General features: G+C 61.8%; 18 protein-coding genes, 2 pseudogenes and 1 riboswitch. Of the genes and pseudogenes, 10 read left to right on the forward strand and 10 right to left on the reverse strand.

Going from position 1 to position 16,455, the window contains the following annotated elements:
• Position 1: 1 nt before the first annotated feature.
• From FNU79_RS10000 to FNU79_RS10015, 4 genes are all read right to left on the reverse strand, one after another.
• A complete protein-coding gene (locus FNU79_RS10000) occupies positions 2-673 on the reverse strand; it encodes a winged helix-turn-helix domain-containing protein (RefSeq protein ID WP_143720710.1) in 672 nt (223 codons plus the stop codon).
• Positions 674-692: 19 nt separating this feature from the next.
• Positions 693-1,274, reverse strand: a complete 582-nt coding sequence (locus FNU79_RS10005; RefSeq protein ID WP_143720711.1) for a DUF305 domain-containing protein — start codon at positions 1,272-1,274, stop codon at positions 693-695.
• A gap of 137 nt (positions 1,275-1,411) precedes the next feature.
• Complete coding sequence (locus FNU79_RS10010; protein ID WP_143720712.1) at positions 1,412-1,675, reverse strand: metal-sensitive transcriptional regulator; 264 nt, start codon at positions 1,673-1,675, stop codon at positions 1,412-1,414.
• A 37-nt stretch (positions 1,676-1,712) separates the two neighbouring features.
• Positions 1,713-1,916 (reverse strand): CopZ family metallochaperone, encoded by a 204-nt coding sequence (locus tag FNU79_RS10015; RefSeq protein WP_143720713.1) that lies wholly within the window; start codon positions 1,914-1,916, stop codon positions 1,713-1,715.
• Between the two features lie 141 nt (positions 1,917-2,057).
• Here FNU79_RS10015 and FNU79_RS10020 point away from each other — a divergent pair, with 141 nt between their 5' ends.
• On the forward strand, positions 2,058-4,595 hold the full coding sequence (locus FNU79_RS10020; protein WP_143720714.1) for a heavy metal translocating P-type ATPase: 2,538 nt from the start codon (positions 2,058-2,060) through the stop codon (positions 4,593-4,595).
• 181 nt (positions 4,596-4,776) lie between these two features.
• Here FNU79_RS10020 and FNU79_RS10025 read toward each other — a convergent pair whose 3' ends face one another.
• The 4 genes and pseudogenes from FNU79_RS10025 to FNU79_RS10040 form a co-directional block, all read right to left on the reverse strand.
• Positions 4,777-5,022, reverse strand: coding sequence for an SHOCT domain-containing protein (locus FNU79_RS10025; RefSeq protein ID WP_143720715.1), 246 nt, complete (start codon positions 5,020-5,022; stop codon positions 4,777-4,779).
• A gap of 163 nt (positions 5,023-5,185) precedes the next feature.
• Positions 5,186-5,476, reverse strand: coding sequence for a hypothetical protein (locus FNU79_RS10030; RefSeq protein ID WP_143720716.1), 291 nt, complete (start codon positions 5,474-5,476; stop codon positions 5,186-5,188).
• A gap of 24 nt (positions 5,477-5,500) precedes the next feature.
• Positions 5,501-6,208 (reverse strand): hypothetical protein, encoded by a 708-nt coding sequence (locus FNU79_RS10035; RefSeq protein WP_225430008.1) that lies wholly within the window; start codon positions 6,206-6,208, stop codon positions 5,501-5,503.
• A gap of 143 nt (positions 6,209-6,351) precedes the next feature.
• Positions 6,352-6,453 (reverse strand): annotated as a pseudogene (locus FNU79_RS10040) (IS6 family transposase); the annotation flags it as partial.
• A 187-nt stretch (positions 6,454-6,640) separates the two neighbouring features.
• Between FNU79_RS10040 and FNU79_RS19105 the strand changes: the two are divergent.
• The 4 genes from FNU79_RS19105 to FNU79_RS10055 all read left to right on the forward strand — a co-directional run bounded on the left by FNU79_RS19105 (position 6,641) and on the right by FNU79_RS10055 (position 8,009).
• Positions 6,641-6,808 carry a hypothetical protein gene (locus tag FNU79_RS19105; protein WP_185974670.1) on the forward strand — a complete coding sequence of 56 codons (168 nt, stop codon included), beginning with the start codon at positions 6,641-6,643 and terminating at the stop codon, positions 6,806-6,808.
• 61 nt (positions 6,809-6,869) lie between these two features.
• Positions 6,870-6,934, forward strand: a riboswitch (Fluoride riboswitch).
• 18 nt (positions 6,935-6,952) lie between these two features.
• The gene (gene crcB, locus FNU79_RS10045; protein WP_143720717.1) at positions 6,953-7,348 is read left to right on the forward strand and encodes a fluoride efflux transporter CrcB; all 396 of its coding nucleotides are present in this window, start codon (positions 6,953-6,955) and stop codon (positions 7,346-7,348) included.
• Positions 7,345-7,683 carry a DUF190 domain-containing protein gene (locus FNU79_RS10050; RefSeq protein ID WP_143720718.1) on the forward strand — a complete coding sequence of 113 codons (339 nt, stop codon included), beginning with the start codon at positions 7,345-7,347 and terminating at the stop codon, positions 7,681-7,683. The genes crcB and FNU79_RS10050 overlap by 4 nt, the downstream gene beginning before the upstream one ends.
• Positions 7,680-8,009, forward strand: a complete 330-nt coding sequence (locus FNU79_RS10055) for a DUF190 domain-containing protein (RefSeq protein ID WP_143720719.1) — start codon at positions 7,680-7,682, stop codon at positions 8,007-8,009. The genes FNU79_RS10050 and FNU79_RS10055 overlap by 4 nt, the downstream gene beginning before the upstream one ends.
• Before the next feature lie 316 nt (positions 8,010-8,325).
• Here the strand turns inward: FNU79_RS10055 and FNU79_RS10060 are convergent.
• Positions 8,326-8,811 (reverse strand): annotated as a pseudogene (locus FNU79_RS10060) (DDE-type integrase/transposase/recombinase); the annotation flags it as partial.
• A 156-nt stretch (positions 8,812-8,967) separates the two neighbouring features.
• On the opposite strand from FNU79_RS10060, the gene FNU79_RS19110 reads away from it, so the two are divergent.
• Positions 8,968-9,342 carry a hypothetical protein gene (locus FNU79_RS19110; protein ID WP_185974672.1) on the forward strand — a complete coding sequence of 125 codons (375 nt, stop codon included), beginning with the start codon at positions 8,968-8,970 and terminating at the stop codon, positions 9,340-9,342.
• Between the two features lie 253 nt (positions 9,343-9,595).
• Here the strand turns inward: FNU79_RS19110 and FNU79_RS10065 are convergent, their stop codons facing one another.
• Positions 9,596-9,787, reverse strand: coding sequence for a hypothetical protein (locus FNU79_RS10065; RefSeq protein ID WP_143720721.1), 192 nt, complete (start codon positions 9,785-9,787; stop codon positions 9,596-9,598).
• 182 nt (positions 9,788-9,969) lie between these two features.
• On the opposite strand from FNU79_RS10065, the gene FNU79_RS10070 reads away from it, so the two are divergent.
• The 4 genes from FNU79_RS10070 to FNU79_RS10085 all read left to right on the forward strand — a co-directional run bounded on the left by FNU79_RS10070 (position 9,970) and on the right by FNU79_RS10085 (position 16,397).
• Entirely contained in the window at positions 9,970-12,909 is a 2,940-nt protein-coding gene (locus tag FNU79_RS10070) for an ATP-binding protein (RefSeq protein WP_185974673.1), read from the forward strand.
• Positions 12,910-13,116: 207 nt separating this feature from the next.
• Positions 13,117-13,437, forward strand: a complete 321-nt coding sequence (locus tag FNU79_RS10075) for an antibiotic biosynthesis monooxygenase family protein (RefSeq protein ID WP_143720723.1) — start codon at positions 13,117-13,119, stop codon at positions 13,435-13,437.
• Positions 13,438-13,620: 183 nt separating this feature from the next.
• Complete coding sequence (locus tag FNU79_RS10080; protein WP_143720724.1) at positions 13,621-15,180, forward strand: serine hydrolase; 1,560 nt, start codon at positions 13,621-13,623, stop codon at positions 15,178-15,180.
• 101 nt (positions 15,181-15,281) lie between these two features.
• The gene (locus FNU79_RS10085) at positions 15,282-16,397 is read left to right on the forward strand and encodes a serine hydrolase domain-containing protein (RefSeq protein ID WP_143720725.1); all 1,116 of its coding nucleotides are present in this window, start codon (positions 15,282-15,284) and stop codon (positions 16,395-16,397) included.
• Positions 16,398-16,455 lie beyond the last annotated feature (58 nt).

Genomic DNA, 16,455 nt, shown 5'->3' on the forward strand with positions numbered 1-16,455 from the left:
CTCATACCAGCTCGTCTTTGAAGCGGTAGCCCACACCCCGCACCGTCTCGATGTAGCGCGGGTGCTCCGGATCGTCGCTCAACTTCTTTCGGAGGCTGGTGATATGCACGTCGACCACGCGGGACGATCCCGGCAGCGAATTGTCCCACAAGCGCTCCAGCAATCTCTCGCGGCTCCAGACCAGTCCGGGGTGCTGCGCCAGTGTGATGAGCAGATCGTATTCCAGTCGCGACAGCTCGATGACCTCGCCGCTGAGCGTCACCCGGCGGCTGCGCGCATCAAGTGACAGCTCACCGCTGCGCGTTTCATGCCGCACGCCCACCCGGCGCAGCAACACGCGCACGCGGGCCAGCACTTCACGCGGACTGAAGGGCTTGACCACGTAATCGTCAATGCCGATGGCCAGTCCGCGCAACTTGTCTTCCTCCTCGCTGCGGGCGCTCAGCATCAGGATGGGCAGTTCCAATCCGCGTGCACGGGCCTCGGCGGCGACTTCCAGTCCGCTGAAGCCCGGCAGCATCCAGTCGAGAATGGCGAGGTCAGCACTGCCCATCAGTGGCAAGGCGGCGTCACCGCTGACAGCGCTCAGTACCGTGTGTCCTTCCGTCGCCAGGTAGGCGGCCAGGATTTCCTGAATGGCCGGGTCATCGTCGACGATCAGGATGCGGGCCATACGCCTCCTTGAACCAATCTCAAATGCCGCGCTTGATCAGCCACTGGCGGTAGAGGTACATCTCGTCGGCTTGGGTGCGGATAATCTCGCGGGCCAGCTTGGTCACGCGGGCGTCGCTGCTCTTTTGCAGGGCCAACGTGGCCATCTCAATGGCGCTGGCGTGGTGCGGGAGCATCCCGGTGACAAATCCGGCGTCGCTGTCTTTATTGGTTTTCAGTGCCGCCAGCATCCCGTCCATCTCCTTGGCCATGCCGGTTTGCCAGGATTTGTCTACCCCACCGAGGCTACCCAGCCAACTGGTCATATCTTTAATTTCTTTTTGCTGGGCGCTGATAACGGCTTTCGTCCAGGTCTTGACCTGCGCGTCCTTGACGTTGTTGATCACGGCCTTGCTCATGTCGATGGCCCCTTGGTGGTGGACGATCATCATGGAGAGGAAAGCGCGATCAAAGGCCTTGCCACTGAGGCTGGACAGGTTCTTGTCTGCCTGGACAGTGTGGGTCATCCCCGGCATGCTGTCCATCTTCTGCGCTGGGGCCAGGCCTAACATGGCCAGGGAAAGGGCGGATATCAGCGAAACAGTCTTGAGTTTATTTTTCATAGGTGTAACCTCACCGACCACGCTAGAGCGGTCCTGTTAAGTTCGCGTAAAGGAAACTGTGATGTGGGAGGTGGAGTAGAAAAAACCTCCCGTCAGCCGTCGGGCCAGCAGGAGGAGCGCTTCGGAGTACGCCTGATTCAGGTGTATTTGAGCGCTTCCATCAGTTCCTCGACGATCTCGATACTGTCGCCGCGCTGATGCGATGTGGCCACGTGCGCTTCCAAGTGGCCGCGCAGCACCACCTCGCCCGCACCCGATAAGGCCCCCTGCACCGCTTTAATCTGCCTCAGCACGTCCACGCAGTAAGCGTCGGGGTCATCCAGCATTCTCACGATGGCGTCAAGGTGGCCGCGTGCGATCTTCAGGCGGCGCGAGGCGCGTTTGCGGGAGTCTTCCGGCATACACAACCTGCCGGAAGACTCGCAGGGAGTTCCCGGCTTACTGGCGGAGCTGGGCACCGTAGCCCTCTTCCTTGACAGCAGCCATGAGTGCTTGGGGATCAGCCTGGCCCTGCACTTGAGCGGTGCCGCCTTGCAGATCAACGTTCACGTCCTGCACGCCTGAAACGGACTTGAGGGCTTTGGTCACGGCAGTCTGGCAATGCCCGCAGGTCATGCCGCTGATGTTCAGTTCTGTAGTCATGGCGTTATTTTATATCCTCCCCAACAGGGTGTCAAGTTAAACAGGTAAGATCAAAGATGTTTTTATCGTCTCCTAGTTTGATTTTAAGCTTCTGCTTCCTCTATACTTAACTAAACCCCCCTGGGGGGATAAGGAGATCAGATGACAGCAAACGAATCGGCAACACTGGAGATTGGTGTGCAGGGGATGACCTGCGCGAGCTGCGTGGGCCGGGTGGAGCGCGGGCTGAAGAAGGTGGACGGCGTTGAGGACGCTACCGTCAACCTCGCCACCGAGCGGGCCACCGTGCGCTTTGACGCGGCCCAGACTGATGCCAAGACACTGATCGCCAAAGTGCGCGATGTGGGGTACGAACCTATCACCGCCGAGCTTGATCTCCCGATCACTGGGATGACCTGCGCCAACTGCGTGGGGCGCGTAGAGCGTGCCCTAAGTAAGGTAGACGGCGTGCTGAGCGCCAGCGTCAATCTGGCCAGCGAACGCGCCCACATTCAGTATTTGCCTGCCAGCACCACGCCGGGCCAGCTCAAGACCGCTGTGCGTGAAGCAGGCTACGGTGTGCTGGAAACAGAGGCCGGAGAAGCAGGCGTGGACACCCAGCGGGCGGCCCGTGAAGCGGAAGTCTCGCACCTGCGCTCGCAAGTCGTCTTCAGTGCCGTGTTTGCCGTCCCGCTGCTGCTACTGGCCATGCTGCCGATGCTGGTTCCGGCGCTGGATGCCGCATTGATGAGGGCAGTCCCAATGACGGCCCTCAACTGGATCATGCTGGCGCTGGCGGCCCCCGTGCAGTTCGGCCCCGGACGCCGCTTTTACCGCCTAGGCTGGGCCAGCCTCAAGCACCGCAGCCCCGATATGAACGCGCTGGTAATGATCGGCACTTCCGCCGCCTTCTTCTACAGTCTGGCCGTGACCCTCGCGCCGCAACTCTTCCCAGCGGGCACGGCGCACGTGTATTACGAAGCGTCGGGCGTGGTCATCACCCTGATTTTGCTAGGCAAGTATTTTGAGGCGCTAGCAAAGGGGCGCAGCAGCGAAGCGATGAAGACCCTACTCTCCTTGCAACCCAAAGAGGCGCGGGTCTTGCGGGGCGATATAGAAAGCCTGATTTCTGTAGACGAAGTGCAAGTCAGCGACACCTTGCGCGTCTTGCCCGGCGAGAGTATTCCGCTGGATGCCGAAGTTTTGGCGGGTCAGAGTTACGTCAACGAGAGCATGATTACCGGGGAGAGCGTGCCCATTCAAAAGACACAGGGTGCGGCCGTCATCGGCGGCACCCTCAACGGCAACGGAGCACTGACTTTGCGCGTGACCCGCGTGGGCAATGACACGGCTTTAGCGCAGATCATCAAGCTGGTCGAGACGGCCCAAGGCAGCAAGCCGCCGATTCAGGGGCTGGCCGACAAGGTGGTGGCGGTGTTCGTGCCTATCGTGCTGGTCATCGCCGCCGTGACCTTTGCCGCGTGGTTCTTTTTGGGTGGCGAGGGGGCGCTCAGTCAGGCGCTCATCAACATGGTCGCGGTCTTGATTATCGCCTGCCCCTGCGCGATGGGCCTGGCCACTCCAGTCAGCGTGATGGTCGGCACTGGCAAGGCCGCCGAACTGGGGGTGCTGTTCAAGAGTGGCACGGCGCTGGAAGGCTTACAGGCGGCGCAGGTCATCGCTCTGGACAAGACTGGCACACTGACAAAGGGCCAGCCGGAACTGACCGATCTGGAATTGACCGCTGGATTTGAACGTGAGCAGGTGCTGCGTCTTGTCGCCAGCGCCGAGCAAGACAGTGAACATCCCATCGCCCGCGCCATCGTGGACGCGGCCAAACGGGAGAGCCTAAGCCTGTCCGCGCCGCAGTCATCTCAGGCGGTGCCGGGCTTTGGACTGGAAGCCAGCGTGAACGGTGTGCGGGTTCAAGTCGGCGCAGACCGCTACATGGCGCAGTTGAACTTGAGTCCAGACGTGTTCGCCGCGCAAGCTGAGCAACTCGGCAATGAAGGCAAGAGTCCGCTTTACGTGGCCCTAGACGGTCAGTTGGCCGCGATTCTGGCAGTGGCCGACCCGGTCAAGGAGGGTAGTCGGGAAGCGGTGGCGGCCTTGCACAGTCAAGGATTGAAGGTGGCGATGATCACCGGGGACAATGCCCGCACCGCTCAGGCGATTGCTCGGCAACTTGGCATTGACCAAGTGCAGGCCGAGGTGTTGCCCGGCGACAAAGCTGAGGCGGTCAAGGCGTTGCAGGCGGGTGGTCAGAAGGTGGCCTTTGTCGGCGACGGCATCAATGACGCGCCCGCCCTGGCTCAAGCCGATGTGGGCATCGCGATTGGCACAGGTACGGACGTGGCCGTGGAGACGGCGGACGTGGTGCTGATGTCGGGCGACTTGCGCGGCGTGCCCAATGCACTGGCCCTCTCCAGGGCGACGCTGCGGAACATCCGGTTGAATCTCTTCTGGGCTTTTGGCTATAACATTCTGCTGATTCCGGTGGCGGCGGGCGTGCTGATTCCGGCCTTCGGGATTCGGCTCAGCCCAGTGCTGGCCGCCGCCGCGATGGGCTTTTCGAGCGTCTTCGTGCTGAGCAATGCCTTGCGTCTGCGGCGATTCAAGCCGCCACTGCCGCCTAGCAGCCCTGCTTCCCCCTCACCTGAGCGGCCGCCCGCTCCTGAAGCGCAAGGACGCCTCACATAACCAAACTTACCGTCGGCCCGTGGGTCGCTGCCCAGAAACTTCCCAGTACACACTGGATTCTGTCATCGTACTCTCCCCTCGAATTCCTGGCCGACTGGCGCTGTGCCGTGTTCAAGACCATTACCGCGTCTCTTTCGCCCGGACAGTGACGCCAGCGTCGCCCAGGCCAAGCGCCAGCCAATCAGTGTCCAAGGTCGCGCTTGAGGGTCTCGAACTGCTCTTTGGTCAGTTCGCCTCTGGCAAACCGTTCGCGGGCAATCTGAAGGGCGCGGTCCGTATCGAATACGCTTCCCGCGTGACCTCCGTGCGGCCCTGGATTGAGGGCGCGGACCAGAACCACCAGCCCAACGATGACCACCACCATAAACAGCATCATGCCGATCCATCCAAACGCTCCCGAATTCATCCCGTAACCGTAGCCGTTCATATTGACTCCTCTGTTCTTCTATTGATTGCCTATTGAACGCTGACGCTGTTTCCGGCAGGTTGAACTCTGGGCCTGCCAGATCTTGACGTGGATAAAGGGAAATGGCTCATGGATTCACTCCTTGCGTTCAGGGCGTGGTTGAAAGGATCAGCAGCTTGCCGCGTCACACCTCGGCCAGCACCCGTTGAAATATCCCCCTGGCCTGGTTCCCGAGTGGACCGAGCGCCTCGTTGCCCGTCCGCCCGATAGCCAGGGCCGGGTCGAGAAAGCCCATCTCGGTGCCGGTCTGCGTGCCGATCACGAACGCGCCACAGGGCAGCAGGGCGGCGATGCTCGGGTCGAATTCGAGGGTGTAGAGCACTCCCAGACCCTCTGCCGTAAGTGCGGTCTTCAGCCATTCGAGAACGGCGTCCACATCGGCCTCGACGGTTCGCTTAAGGGCAAAATCGGTCATATCAACCTTCTGATGGGTACGGGTCTACTTGACCTCGCCGAGATAAGCACCGTGCCAGCCATGCACCCAGACCTCTCCGGTGAAGGCATTGACCGACAGCATGCCTTCGATGGTCTTGCGGCCGTAATCGAAGGTGTAGTACCCGGGAAACGGCATCCCTTCGATCACCTTCCCTCCGGGCAGGTACCCGGCCAGGAAGGTGTTGGCGAGCTTCTGGGCCGCTACCTTCATGTACCGAACCGGGGTCGAAGGACCCGAACGGCCCTGACTGACACTTCCGCCCATCATGCCGTTGTCAAACTGGCCACCCTGCATGCCGAAGCGGGTGTTCCAGAGCATGTCCGGTCCGGGTTCCGGCTGGACGATTCCGGTATAGCGGTCGACGAGCACTTCGGCCAGGCCCGCGCCGGTCGTGGTGTCCAACACCTGAACGTAGTAATTCTCAGCGAAGACCATGAAGTCCCTGGTCTTGACCTGCGATCCATAGCGACCCACAAACCCTTGTGCGCGCCTCCGGGCCTCGTCTTGCGAGATGGGACGCGACGAGGGAGCGTAGAGGCTCATCATTCCGCCGCCCATGCCATTGCCGCCCATCATGCCCTGCCCATTTCCCTGTCCTGCTCCAGCACTTCCAGGTTGATCCATCATGCTCTGGGCAAGCACGCTTCCCAGGAGTCCGAATAGGAGCAGCCCGGCACCAATCAGCAGTTGATTGCTCGTCTTCTTCATCATTGACCTCGCTTGATCCTGCACCCAGTTCTGTCCTCTGAATCTAGGTGCAGGACGTTACCAGGCCGTTACCGGAGATGGTTCTGGCAATTTAATTGGGGAGGCGACTGATAAGGTCAGTGGCCGTCTGAACCTCAGACGGCCACTTCAACTGCACGCTGGCTGAGGGAGAAGCTGTGGTAGAGCCAGAGAGCGTACTGGATGATGCTCAGCGGAAGACGGTGGCGGTAGGGCTTGCGGTCAGTCACGGACGCTCAGCCTACCGCGCTTAACTTGCCAGAACCCTCGCGGGCTAGAAAGCGGCCAGGCGAGTCGAGGGCTACCCTGACGGGTTCAGGATCTGGCTTTAAAGAATCTCGTCTTCAGGGACCCCCGGCAGGTTGTGGGAAGCGAAGCAGGGAACAACGCTCCGCTCCAGAAAACCCTTCGGGCGGCGTGGCGAGACTGCTCCGTCTCCAGCAGCTTACTCTCCTCGGAGCGTCGCGGCTGACACACTCAGCAGTCCTGTTCGCCACCTTGGAGTTGCAGGACGCCCACCTGTCAGCGGCCAAGCAGATGACTGCCAAGCCGATTATCATTGTCCAGCGTGTCAGTCGTGTCTGACCAGGTGAAGGCAACGTGACTGTCTGAGCAGCTGACGGAAGCGGGTGTGTCTTGCTAGACTCTGGGTACAGGCGATGGCATGCGCCTTGAACCGCCCAGCGTCCAGCTGATTCTGCCTACCTTCCCAGGACGCAGGGAGTTCTCATGCCAATCTGGACCGGAATTTCACTCGGCGGCGCGCTCGGCGCACTGTCTCGGTATTACTTCAACCTCTTCATCCAGGGGCGGCTCGGTCAGAGTCACTGGGCGTCTTTCCCACTCGGCACGCTGGTCATCAACGTGATTGGCAGTTTCCTGCTCGGTCTGGTCATCGCCCTCAGCGCCAGGGATCTGGTCAGCCCAGAACTGCGGCTGGCATTCGGCACCGGCTTCGTGGGGGCCTTCACCACCTTCAGCACCTTCGAATGGGAGAGTGACCTGCTGCTCCGGAGTGGCGAGTCGGGCCGGGCCGCTCTGTACATTCTCGGCAATCTGCTGAGTGGCTACGTGGCGGTGCTGTTCGGTCGCTGGGTGGCGTCCCGAATCGGCGGCCTCGTATGACTTGGACAGATGCTGCCCTCCTCAAGATTCACCTCGGCGCGACCGATCAGGTGCGCGGCGAATCGACCTTTGACTGGCTGATCCAGGCTGCCAGACAGGCTGGTCTGAAAGGCGCGACCGTCACCCAGGGCAGCATGGGTTTCGGACTGGACGGCGAACTCCGGCACGCCTCGCTCTTCCACTTCGCGCAAAACCTTCCGGTGGTGGTTGAGATAGTTGACGAGGAGGACAAGATCCAGCGCTTTCTGGAGGGTGTCCAGGCCGAGCTAACCGCCTCGGCTCTAATTACCGTGCAGCGCGTGCGGCTTCTTGCTCGCAGTGAGGTGGTCCCGTGAACGCAGTTCTGCGGCTGTACGTGTTGGCTGGCGACCGGCTGGGAGGTCAACCGCTGGAGAGGGTAATTGTGGACACGGCCAAGTCTCTGCATCTGCCCTGGGCCTTTTCCCGACCTGGAATCGCAGGGTATGGGCGGCATGGGCTGGAGGTTGACCTGATGCTGCTGGAGATCAGACCGGACCGCATGCCAATAACGGTTCAGGTGTTCGGCGCGGAAGAACAACTGACGTCACTGCTTCTTCAGTTGCAGGAACGCCAGATGCCAGACCGGACGGTGGTGCTTGAACCGATCGAAATGTCCACCGTAGGCCACCGTACGGGTTGACTTCAAGCGTCAGCAGGGAGGGCCAATTCGCACAGCCCGCCGCCCATGTTTGGTAGGTCTCCTGTCCCAGATTTTGACCATTCGACTGAATTTTACGCTCGAGTGGTCAATTTGAAGGGCAATTCGGCGTTTGATGCAGCGAAATGGGGTTGAAAACCGACGAAATCACGGGATTCGGCAGCTTAAGCTGAGGCACAAAGGCACACAAACGCCGGCTCCTGAGTGGTTATGCCTGGCCCACTGATCCGGCGCTGCAAAACGGTTGTGTTGCCTTAACTTGGTTCACGGCAGTCGGAGGGCGGGGGTAGCCTGAACCTCAGGCCACCCCCGCCGCAACGGTTGACCACGTCTGGAACGCTCGTTTCTGATCACTTCTCCTCACTGCGGCGGAGACACTGGTGCGGGAATGATGGTGGAGATTGGTGATCCAGGCGTGCAAACTCAGGAATTCTTGAGCGCGTTTCTGTCGTCTGAACCCCTGTTGACTTCGCTCTTGTCGCCGTGTCGATCGATGTTCCTGCTCGACGATATTGTTACAACGGGCCTTGGAGATCACTTCTTGGTGGTCGACGTCAGCCAGGCTTGGGATCTGCCGAATCGCAGCTCCGTAACTCTGGAGCTGATCGGTACGAATGACCTCTGGAACGTCATATTCACCCAAAAGCCTTGTCAGGAAGGTCTTCGCCGCCTTGGTATTCCTGTGCCGCTGAAGGAGAATATCGAGTACGAAGCCATACTCATCCACGGCCCTCCAGAGCCAGTGTCGAACACCATCCACCGTCGTATAGACCTCATCCCGGTGCGGCTGTACCTGCTTGAGCGCGTCGAAGCCGCAGAACGAACGGCAGACTTTGCCCAAATGCAGGCTCGGCGGCAAAGGCACCAAACGGCGGGTGGCCAGATCATGCCGGAGCTTGCCGCGCCTGCGCCAAGTCAAGTCATGCAAGAAACCGAAGCATTGACCATCAAGCTTCAGCATCTCACGCTGCCGGAGCTGATTAGGTGGGCTTGCGAACATCATACTGTCTGGGCAAAGGCGCAGAAACGCCTGGTAAAGCCGATCAGGGCAGACAGCCTGGCGAACGATCTAAACCGGGTGAGCGTTCATTACCTCTTTTCCAGCCAGCAGACGCCTGAGTATCAGGATCTGTACGCGCGTCTTATGCAACTCCCGGAGACCCGGGAAGCCCGGCAGCGACTCAAGGAGCGGGTCTATCAGGCCATCGCTCAGCTCTACCCGCATCTGGCACTGGAATGCGAACAACAGAATGGACGTTCCCTGACGCTGCAGGCTCCCAGCAACAGGAAAGCGGTCTCGAATCGATCTTCTTGAAATGAATGCTGGTGCCGCTGAAGGTGATGTGGAGGGATGACAGGGGCGGCGTCTGCGCCGAAATGTCCAAATGTCCGCTCGGCCACCCCACACACCACCGACGTCGCGCAGGCAGCCCCCGCAAGCAGCGCCGTCCCTAATCTGGCTGCGACCATAGCCCCCACCCAAGCACTCCAGGACAGGTGCCCCTCTGATCGAGAGGTTCTGTCCCTACACGCGTGACCCCGATTAGGAGGCCACCAAAATCCGGGGGCTAGAGGTTGATGAACCGAACGGCCTGCTGATATGCGGCGTCCACGGCGTCAAGCGACAGGTGCTGGTAGACCTCCAGACTCTTCTTGCTGGCATGGCCGCTGAGGAGCTGGATCTGTGCATCCGAGAGCTTCTGACCGGTCAGAAACGTCAGCATCTGGTAGCGGAACAGGTGAGATTTTGACTGCGCCACCAGTACCAACTGCTGTCAGACGGTTACACTGGAAGGGCAACCGGAAGACAGCTAGAATTACGAGAAAAGACGTGAGGGTCTTTACAACCATGTCAGACGCTAAGGTCTATCTCTTGGGCAATGCTCGCTTGGAGAGTGAATATACTTCATGGTCCTTCCACCTAGACCAGCGTCTCCAACTCATGGCCTATCTGGCCCTTCAACAAGTTTGGGTACCGCGCGCACAACTCCAGACGCTTCTCTGGCCAGATTGTCCTGCGCCACTGATTCAGAACAGGTTCCGGCAGTTGCTCAGCCGCATTCGTAAGTTGACCCAGTTGCCTCCTCTTGAGATAGAGCGCATCCGCTTGCGCTGGCACATTCGCACCGACATGTCGGAATTCGAGGAGGCAGTCCATCAAGGGCGCTGGCAGGAGGCGCTCGACCACTACGGCGGACCGTTCCTGGAAGGCATGGACGCAGACGGTGAATACAGTTCCTGGCTGGAACGGGAACGTGCGCGGCTGGCGGGACTCTGTCGGGTTGCCGTTATCAAGCGTGCGGAACAGTTCGGGCAGCAGGGTGCCCACCTGGCGGCAGCCGACCTGCTCAGCCCGCTACTAGACGGCGATGAGTTGGACGAGGAGGCGTTGAGTCTGCAGGTGGACGCCTTCCTCCAAGCGGGTGGTCATCAACGTGCGCTGCAAGCATGCCGGAGCTTCGTTGAGCGGCTGGACTACGAATATCATCTTGCCCCGTCGGCCGAGTTGGCCGCTTTACAGCAGCGGATCCAGAGTGGCCCTCAGAACACGTCTGAACAGCTCTGGATGCGGGCCTCCACCCCTGCAGCGACCACTTTTCGCTTCCCAGATCTTCCCATGCGTCCTGGCCCTTGCATCGGGCGGGATATGGAGATCGCAGAGATCACCGTGTACCTGTCCCGGCCAGAGTGCCGGATGTTGACCTTGACGGGACCCGGCGGAATCGGCAAGACCAGATTGGCACTGGAAGCCGCCCACCTGGCCGCCGAGGAGGCTTCGGAGTGCGTCTGCTTCGTGAGACTGGAAGCACTCACGACCAGCGCTCAGATTGTACCGGCAGTGGCCGAGGCTCTGCGTCTTCCACTGGCCGGTCCAGCAGACGCGGCCGAGCAGGTCACACGCGTCTTTGCTGACAACCAGACGCTGCTGGTGTTAGACAATTTTGAACACCTTCTTGACGGTGCCGGAGTGGTCCTGACTCTGTTACAGGCATGCCCGCGCCTGCGCCTCCTCATCACCTCCCGCGAGTCGCTTGACCTGGAACCCGAATGGCTGGTTCCGATCAATGGCCTGGACTGCCCGGACGCCGGGACCACCGACCACACCACAGGCCAGTACTACGACGCCGTTCTGATGTTTCTTGACCGTGCCCGGCGGACCTGGCCGGCCTTTGCCCCCGGCCCCGCCGAGTTTCCGCATCTGGCAACCATCTGTCAGCTGGTGGGCGGCTCGCCGCTCGGCCTGGAACTTGCAGCCGCGTGGGTCCGGTTCCTTCCGCTGCATGAGATCGTGGTGGAACTTCAGCAGAACCTGGATTTCCTGGATTCGGCCCGGCGCGGCGTGAACGAACGTCACCGCAGCCTGCGCGGCGTCTTCACCCACTCATGGCGGCTCCTGAGCCCGGCACAGCAACAGGTGCTGTGCCATCTCTCGGTCTTCCGGGCTGGCTTCCGACTTCCGGGGGCACGCCAGGTGGCGACTGCCTCTGCGAAAGTCTTGGCAGATCTGGTGAGCAAGTCCCTGGTCCAGTTGGGACCAGACGGCCGCTATCAAGTGCATACCCTAATTCGGCAGTATCTGGCCGAACACCTTCAGGCCTCTCCGGAAGATTGGCGCAGAGTCCATAACCTTCACAGCGATCACTACTTCAGCCTGCTGTTCAAAGAAGGAAAGACTGTCGAGGAACGTGGCGAGCCGTACACCCTTGGCGCACTTGATGAGGAGCTGGAAAACCTACGGGCCGCGTGGAGCTGGGCCCTCACGGCCGGCTCCCCGGGCGAACTCCGGCCGTCGCTGACTCGCTGGGCTCAGTTCTGTGAGTGGCAGGCCGGCTTTCAGGAGGGAGTCCGGTCATTCACCGAGGCGGTCCACCTCCTCACGCGGCGTGGCCACGACGTTCAAGAGGTGCTAGGTGACGCCCTGATGCAGCAGGCCTGGTTCACCCTGCACCAGGGGCAGACGGTTGCCGCCCAGGCCCTGGCCCTTCAGGGCCTGGCCTTTACTGCTCCTGGAGATCAGACGCCCATGAGCGCACACCGTGTGCTGGGCATTGTGGACCACGCCATCGGTCAGTACGAAGAGTCGGCCACACACTACAGGCGGGCAGCTGAGCTGGCGAGCGCGCCTGCACTGGCGTCTCAGCGCGCCGCGTTCCTCACCAACCTGTCAGGTGAAGTGGCGGCGCTCGGCCGGTATGACGAGGCCAGGAAATACGTTGTGGAGGCGCAAAAGCTCTACCGCACCTTGGACATGAAGGCTGGACTGGCGTCCACTCTCGCCATGCAGGGTCACCTGGCAACCCTGGCTGGGCAGCTGGATCAGGCGCAGGCTGTCCTGGAAGAGGGTCTGACGCTGGCCCGCAAGTATGACGGCTACGTCCGCGTGCTTCACGTCCTGCATTGCTTGGCCGAGGTGGCGTTCTGCCGCAGCGACTATGCGCAGGCCCGCCGGCTCTGTGAAGAACAACTGGCCTTGGTGCAGTCCCAGGACAATGAGGTGTTCAGCGTGGCCGCCCTGCTGCTGCTCTCCAGGATCAGTGGGGCGCTGAGGGCCGACCTGAAGGCCCGGGCCTTCTTTGACCGTGGCCTCCGGCTGGCGCTGTCCAGCGGCAAATGGCCGAGGGTGTTGGAGGGGCTGGTCTACCTTGCGGAGTGGCGCGTCAACCAAGGCCAGCCGCTGGAAGCTGTGTTGTACTGCCGCGCCGCCCTCGACCATCCGGCCACCGAGGACCGCTTCAGACGCCTCGCTGCGCACCTGCTGGCCAGCATAGAGGACTATGAAGTAGCGCAAACCCCATCTGAAACTCGCGTCACCACTCAGGTGTTGACGTTGGAATCGCTGATTGCTCAGGCGCTGTTCCACCTGGGCCAGACTACCTCCTGAACCGAAGATCGTCCGCCCTGCATTCGCGCGCCTGGCCTTCCGTTACGCAGCCGTCCGGTGGCGGCCGTACTGCGTAACGCTGCCATAACGGGTCCTTTCTATGCTGATGGTGAGTCAGATGAGTGCCTACCGAAGTTCCCCTGAACGTGCGTTTGGCAAGTGGGAAGACCGGCGAACGATGCTCGCTGACCATGAAGGTGGTGAGGAATGCACGCCAAGGTGATTGAGGCGCAGATCCGTCCGGGAAAGATGGAGGGGGCCATCGAAATATTCAAAGACATGTTTGGCACCATCCCGACGCAGGAACGTAGCCTGGTCAGCGCCCAGCTGCTGACCAATTCAGGCACCGGCCGGATCCTGATGCTGCTGGTCTGGGAACACGGCAGCGACCTGACCGCGATGGAAGCGCGCGGCTATTTCCAGACGCAGATTGCCCGGTTCCAGCCGGTCCTTGCGGCACCGGCACACGTCGAACGCTACGAGGTGAGCGTACCGCAGCCCAGGAGAGGTGCTGAAGATCCCGGATGAACGGCGGGGAGTTGAGCAGGCCTCAAGGAGGGGACTGCGGCAGGCATGGATGGTGGCGGTTCACCTCGCACCCAGCCAGCCCCTGAAGGCAGGACACATCATCCAGGGTCAGTGGCTGCCCGCCCGGCTACCCCAGTCACCCACGCATTCCACGGCACCCTACTCATGAAACCAGGAGGTTCCATGTTCAGTTCCCGCACGTTCCGCTGGAGACAGTCCCTGATCACCCTGGCCCTGGTCACCGCAGGCGCCCCGCTGGCGCGCGCTGCGGAAATCACGCCCGCCCGGCTCAGCGCCGCCCTCGCGCAACTGGACACGCTGACCCCGAGCGTGCTACAGAAATCTGGCGTACCGGGAGTGGCCATCGTGGTCGTTTACAACGATCAGGTGGTGTACATGAAGGGCTTTGGCGTCCGCGAGGCTGGGCGGCCGGATGCCGTTGACCCCGACACGGTCTTCCAGCTCGCCTCAATGTCAAAACCCATCGCCTCGACCATAGTGTCGTCCCTCGTCAGCGACGGGACGGTGGGCTGGAACGATCCGGCTGCCAGTCACATGCCGCAACTCCAGATGTTTGATCCCTGGGTCACGCGTCAGGTGACCATTGCGGACCTGTTCTCCCACCGCAGCGGACTGCCCGGCGGGGCGGGCGACGACCTGGAGAGCGTCGGGTTTGGCCGCACCGAGATCCTGCGCCGCCTGCGTTTTCTGGAACCCGCCAGCAGCCTGCGCTCAGCGTACGCCTATTCGAATTTTGGTCTTACTGCGGGCGCTCAGGCCGCCGCACAGGCGGCGGGGAAGGCCTGGGAGGACCTCGCCGCCCAGCGGCTATATCAGCCGCTGGGCATGCGCAACACCAGTTCCCGCTACGCCGACTACGCCGCCGCATCCAACCGCGCGGTCCTGCATGTCTGGGAACAAGGCCGCTGGGCACCCACCTTCAAGCGTCAGCCAGACGCCCAATCTCCCGCTGGCGGCGTGAGTTCCACCGCGCGGGACCTCGCGCAGTGGATGCGCCTCGAACTGGGGAACGGAATGGTGGACGGGCGGCGCCTGATCGCGGCGGACGCGCTCGCCCAGACGCACCAGCCGATGATCGCCCGCGGCCCGAACCCCGTCACGGGAGACACCTCCTTTTACGGCCTGGGATGGAACGTGGACATCGACGCGCGAGGACGTGTGCACTGGACGCACGCAGGAGCCTTCTCGCAAGGCGCGCAGACTGTCGTGAACCTGCTCCCGGCGGAACATCTGGGCATTACCGTCCTGACGAACGCGTTCCCCAGCGGCGTGCCGGACGGCCTGGTTAACAGCTTCTATGACGTCGCGCTGAACGGTAGCCTCACACAGGACTGGGTGGCCCTCTGGACCAAAGCCTACGACGGGCTGACGGCGAGTTTCGCCTCGGTGGGTGCTGCGTACGTCACCGGGCCTACCGCGCCGCTCCCCGCTCTGCCGCTCGGCGCGTACGCTGGCACCTACACCAACGATTACTTCGGTCTCTTGGAGATCACGCAGGAAAATGACCACCTGATCTTGCAGCTCGGCCCACAGCACAAGTCATTTCACCTGACGCACTTCGATCAAAACATCTTCACTTACCTTCCGGAACCTGAGCCGCCCGCCGCGCTCGGAGGCGTGACCTTCACCGTCGGTCCGGACCGCTTGGCGCAGTCGGTGGTCCTCGAGAATTACAACGGCGATGGTCAGGGCACGTTCACCCGCGTTCAGCCGCCCAAATAACAAAGGGACCCTTTTCGGGGACGAAGAAGCCGGTGGCGGGGAGCTGCCACGGAAGAATCTGGACCGCCATCGAAACCCAAGCGAATTCTGGTGGAGCTGATATGAATGTGATTCAACCCGCCTGGTGTCCCCCGGTCCTCCTCGCCCTGAGTCTGGCGTCCTTCACCGCTGCCGCCCCGTTGCCTGCCGCCACCGTGGCGCAGATAGACTCCATCGTTCGGGACACCATGCGGGAGCGGAACCTGCCGAGCGTGGCCGTGGGGGTATGGATTCCCGGTCAGGGGGAGTACAGGGCGGCCTTCGGAACCGCCAACCTGCAAACGGGCCGCATGCGGCAGGTGAGCGACGCTTTTCGCATCGCAAGCATCAGCAAGACCTTCACGGCGACGGCCATCCTGCAGCTCGCGGAACAAGGGCAGCTCAGCACCAGTGACCTGCTTTCAAAATGGTTTCCGGACTTCCCGAACGCGGGCCGCATCACGGTAAAAGACCTCCTAATGATGCGCAGCGGCGTCGCGGAGTATGCGGACGCGGACCTGCTGGCCGCGTACTACCGCCGTCCGCTGGCGCCCTTCACAGCGCAGGACGCGGTGCGCCTCGCGGCCGCCAGAGCGGCGTCGTTCACCGCGCCGGCTGAACAGACCGTGTATACCAACACGAACTACGTGCTGCTGGAAAGAATCGTGGAGCGTGTCAGCGGGCAGGACATGGACGCGTACCTGCAGGCACATGTGATGATGCCCCTGGGGTTGCGCGGCACCTTCTACGCCACAGGTCCAGTGCTGCCCAGCCTGTTGCACGGGTACAGCCTGGACGCGGACACGGGAACCTTCCGGGACATGACGTGGCTGAACCCACAGCTGGCGGGCGGGGCGGGCGCGGTGGTCTCCACGCTGGACGACCTGCACATCTACGTGCGTGCGCTCTGCCAGGGCACGCTGCTGCGGCCCGCCACGCAGACGGAGCGCCTCGCAGGGCAGCCTGGGGCGGGCAGCCCATCCTTCATCCGGTACGGCGAGGGAGTGCTCCTCTTCGGACCGTTCTGCGGGCACAACGGCACCATCTTCGGGTTCAGCAGCGAGGCCTTTTACCTTCCCTCGAAGGACGCGGTCATCGTCATCAATGTCAACCGCATCGACCTCAACGACCAGAGCCAGTCCAGCGAGCTGTTCCTGCGACTCACGAAGGCTCTCTTCCCGCAGGACGTGCCTTGGTGAGCCGGGGAACCCGGAGCTGGACGCATGCCGCCGCGCTCCTAAGTCTGGCTTGTCTGGG

The organism is Deinococcus detaillensis (assembly GCF_007280555.1).
GTDB classification, from domain to species: domain Bacteria; phylum Deinococcota; class Deinococci; order Deinococcales; family Deinococcaceae; genus Deinococcus; species Deinococcus detaillensis.

Excerpts from the sequence above, each read along its gene's own strand:
- FNU79_RS10015 (WP_143720713.1), bottom strand. The coding sequence starts at position 1,916 with ATGACTACAGAACTGAACATCAGCGGCATGACCTGCGGGCATTGCCAG.
- FNU79_RS10005 (WP_143720711.1), bottom strand. The coding sequence starts at position 1,274 with ATGAAAAATAAACTCAAGACTGTTTCGCTGATATCCGCCCTTTCCCTG.
- FNU79_RS10075 (WP_143720723.1), top strand. The coding sequence starts at position 13,117 with ATGCACGCCAAGGTGATTGAGGCGCAGATCCGTCCGGGAAAGATGGAG.
- FNU79_RS10070 (WP_185974673.1), top strand. The coding sequence starts at position 9,970 with ATGGCCTATCTGGCCCTTCAACAAGTTTGGGTACCGCGCGCACAACTC.
- crcB (WP_143720717.1), top strand. The coding sequence starts at position 6,953 with ATGCCAATCTGGACCGGAATTTCACTCGGCGGCGCGCTCGGCGCACTG.
- FNU79_RS10085 (WP_143720725.1), top strand. The coding sequence starts at position 15,282 with ATGAATGTGATTCAACCCGCCTGGTGTCCCCCGGTCCTCCTCGCCCTG.
- FNU79_RS10080 (WP_143720724.1), top strand. The coding sequence starts at position 13,621 with ATGTTCAGTTCCCGCACGTTCCGCTGGAGACAGTCCCTGATCACCCTG.
- FNU79_RS10050 (WP_143720718.1), top strand. The coding sequence starts at position 7,345 with ATGACTTGGACAGATGCTGCCCTCCTCAAGATTCACCTCGGCGCGACC.
- FNU79_RS10030 (WP_143720716.1), bottom strand. The coding sequence starts at position 5,476 with ATGACCGATTTTGCCCTTAAGCGAACCGTCGAGGCCGATGTGGACGCC.
- FNU79_RS10035 (WP_225430008.1), bottom strand. The coding sequence starts at position 6,208 with ATGATGAAGAAGACGAGCAATCAACTGCTGATTGGTGCCGGGCTGCTC.
- FNU79_RS10020 (WP_143720714.1), top strand. The coding sequence starts at position 2,058 with ATGACAGCAAACGAATCGGCAACACTGGAGATTGGTGTGCAGGGGATG.
- FNU79_RS10010 (WP_143720712.1), bottom strand. The coding sequence starts at position 1,675 with ATGCCGGAAGACTCCCGCAAACGCGCCTCGCGCCGCCTGAAGATCGCA.
- FNU79_RS10025 (WP_143720715.1), bottom strand. The coding sequence starts at position 5,022 with ATGAACGGCTACGGTTACGGGATGAATTCGGGAGCGTTTGGATGGATC.
- FNU79_RS10000 (WP_143720710.1), bottom strand. The coding sequence starts at position 673 with ATGGCCCGCATCCTGATCGTCGACGATGACCCGGCCATTCAGGAAATC.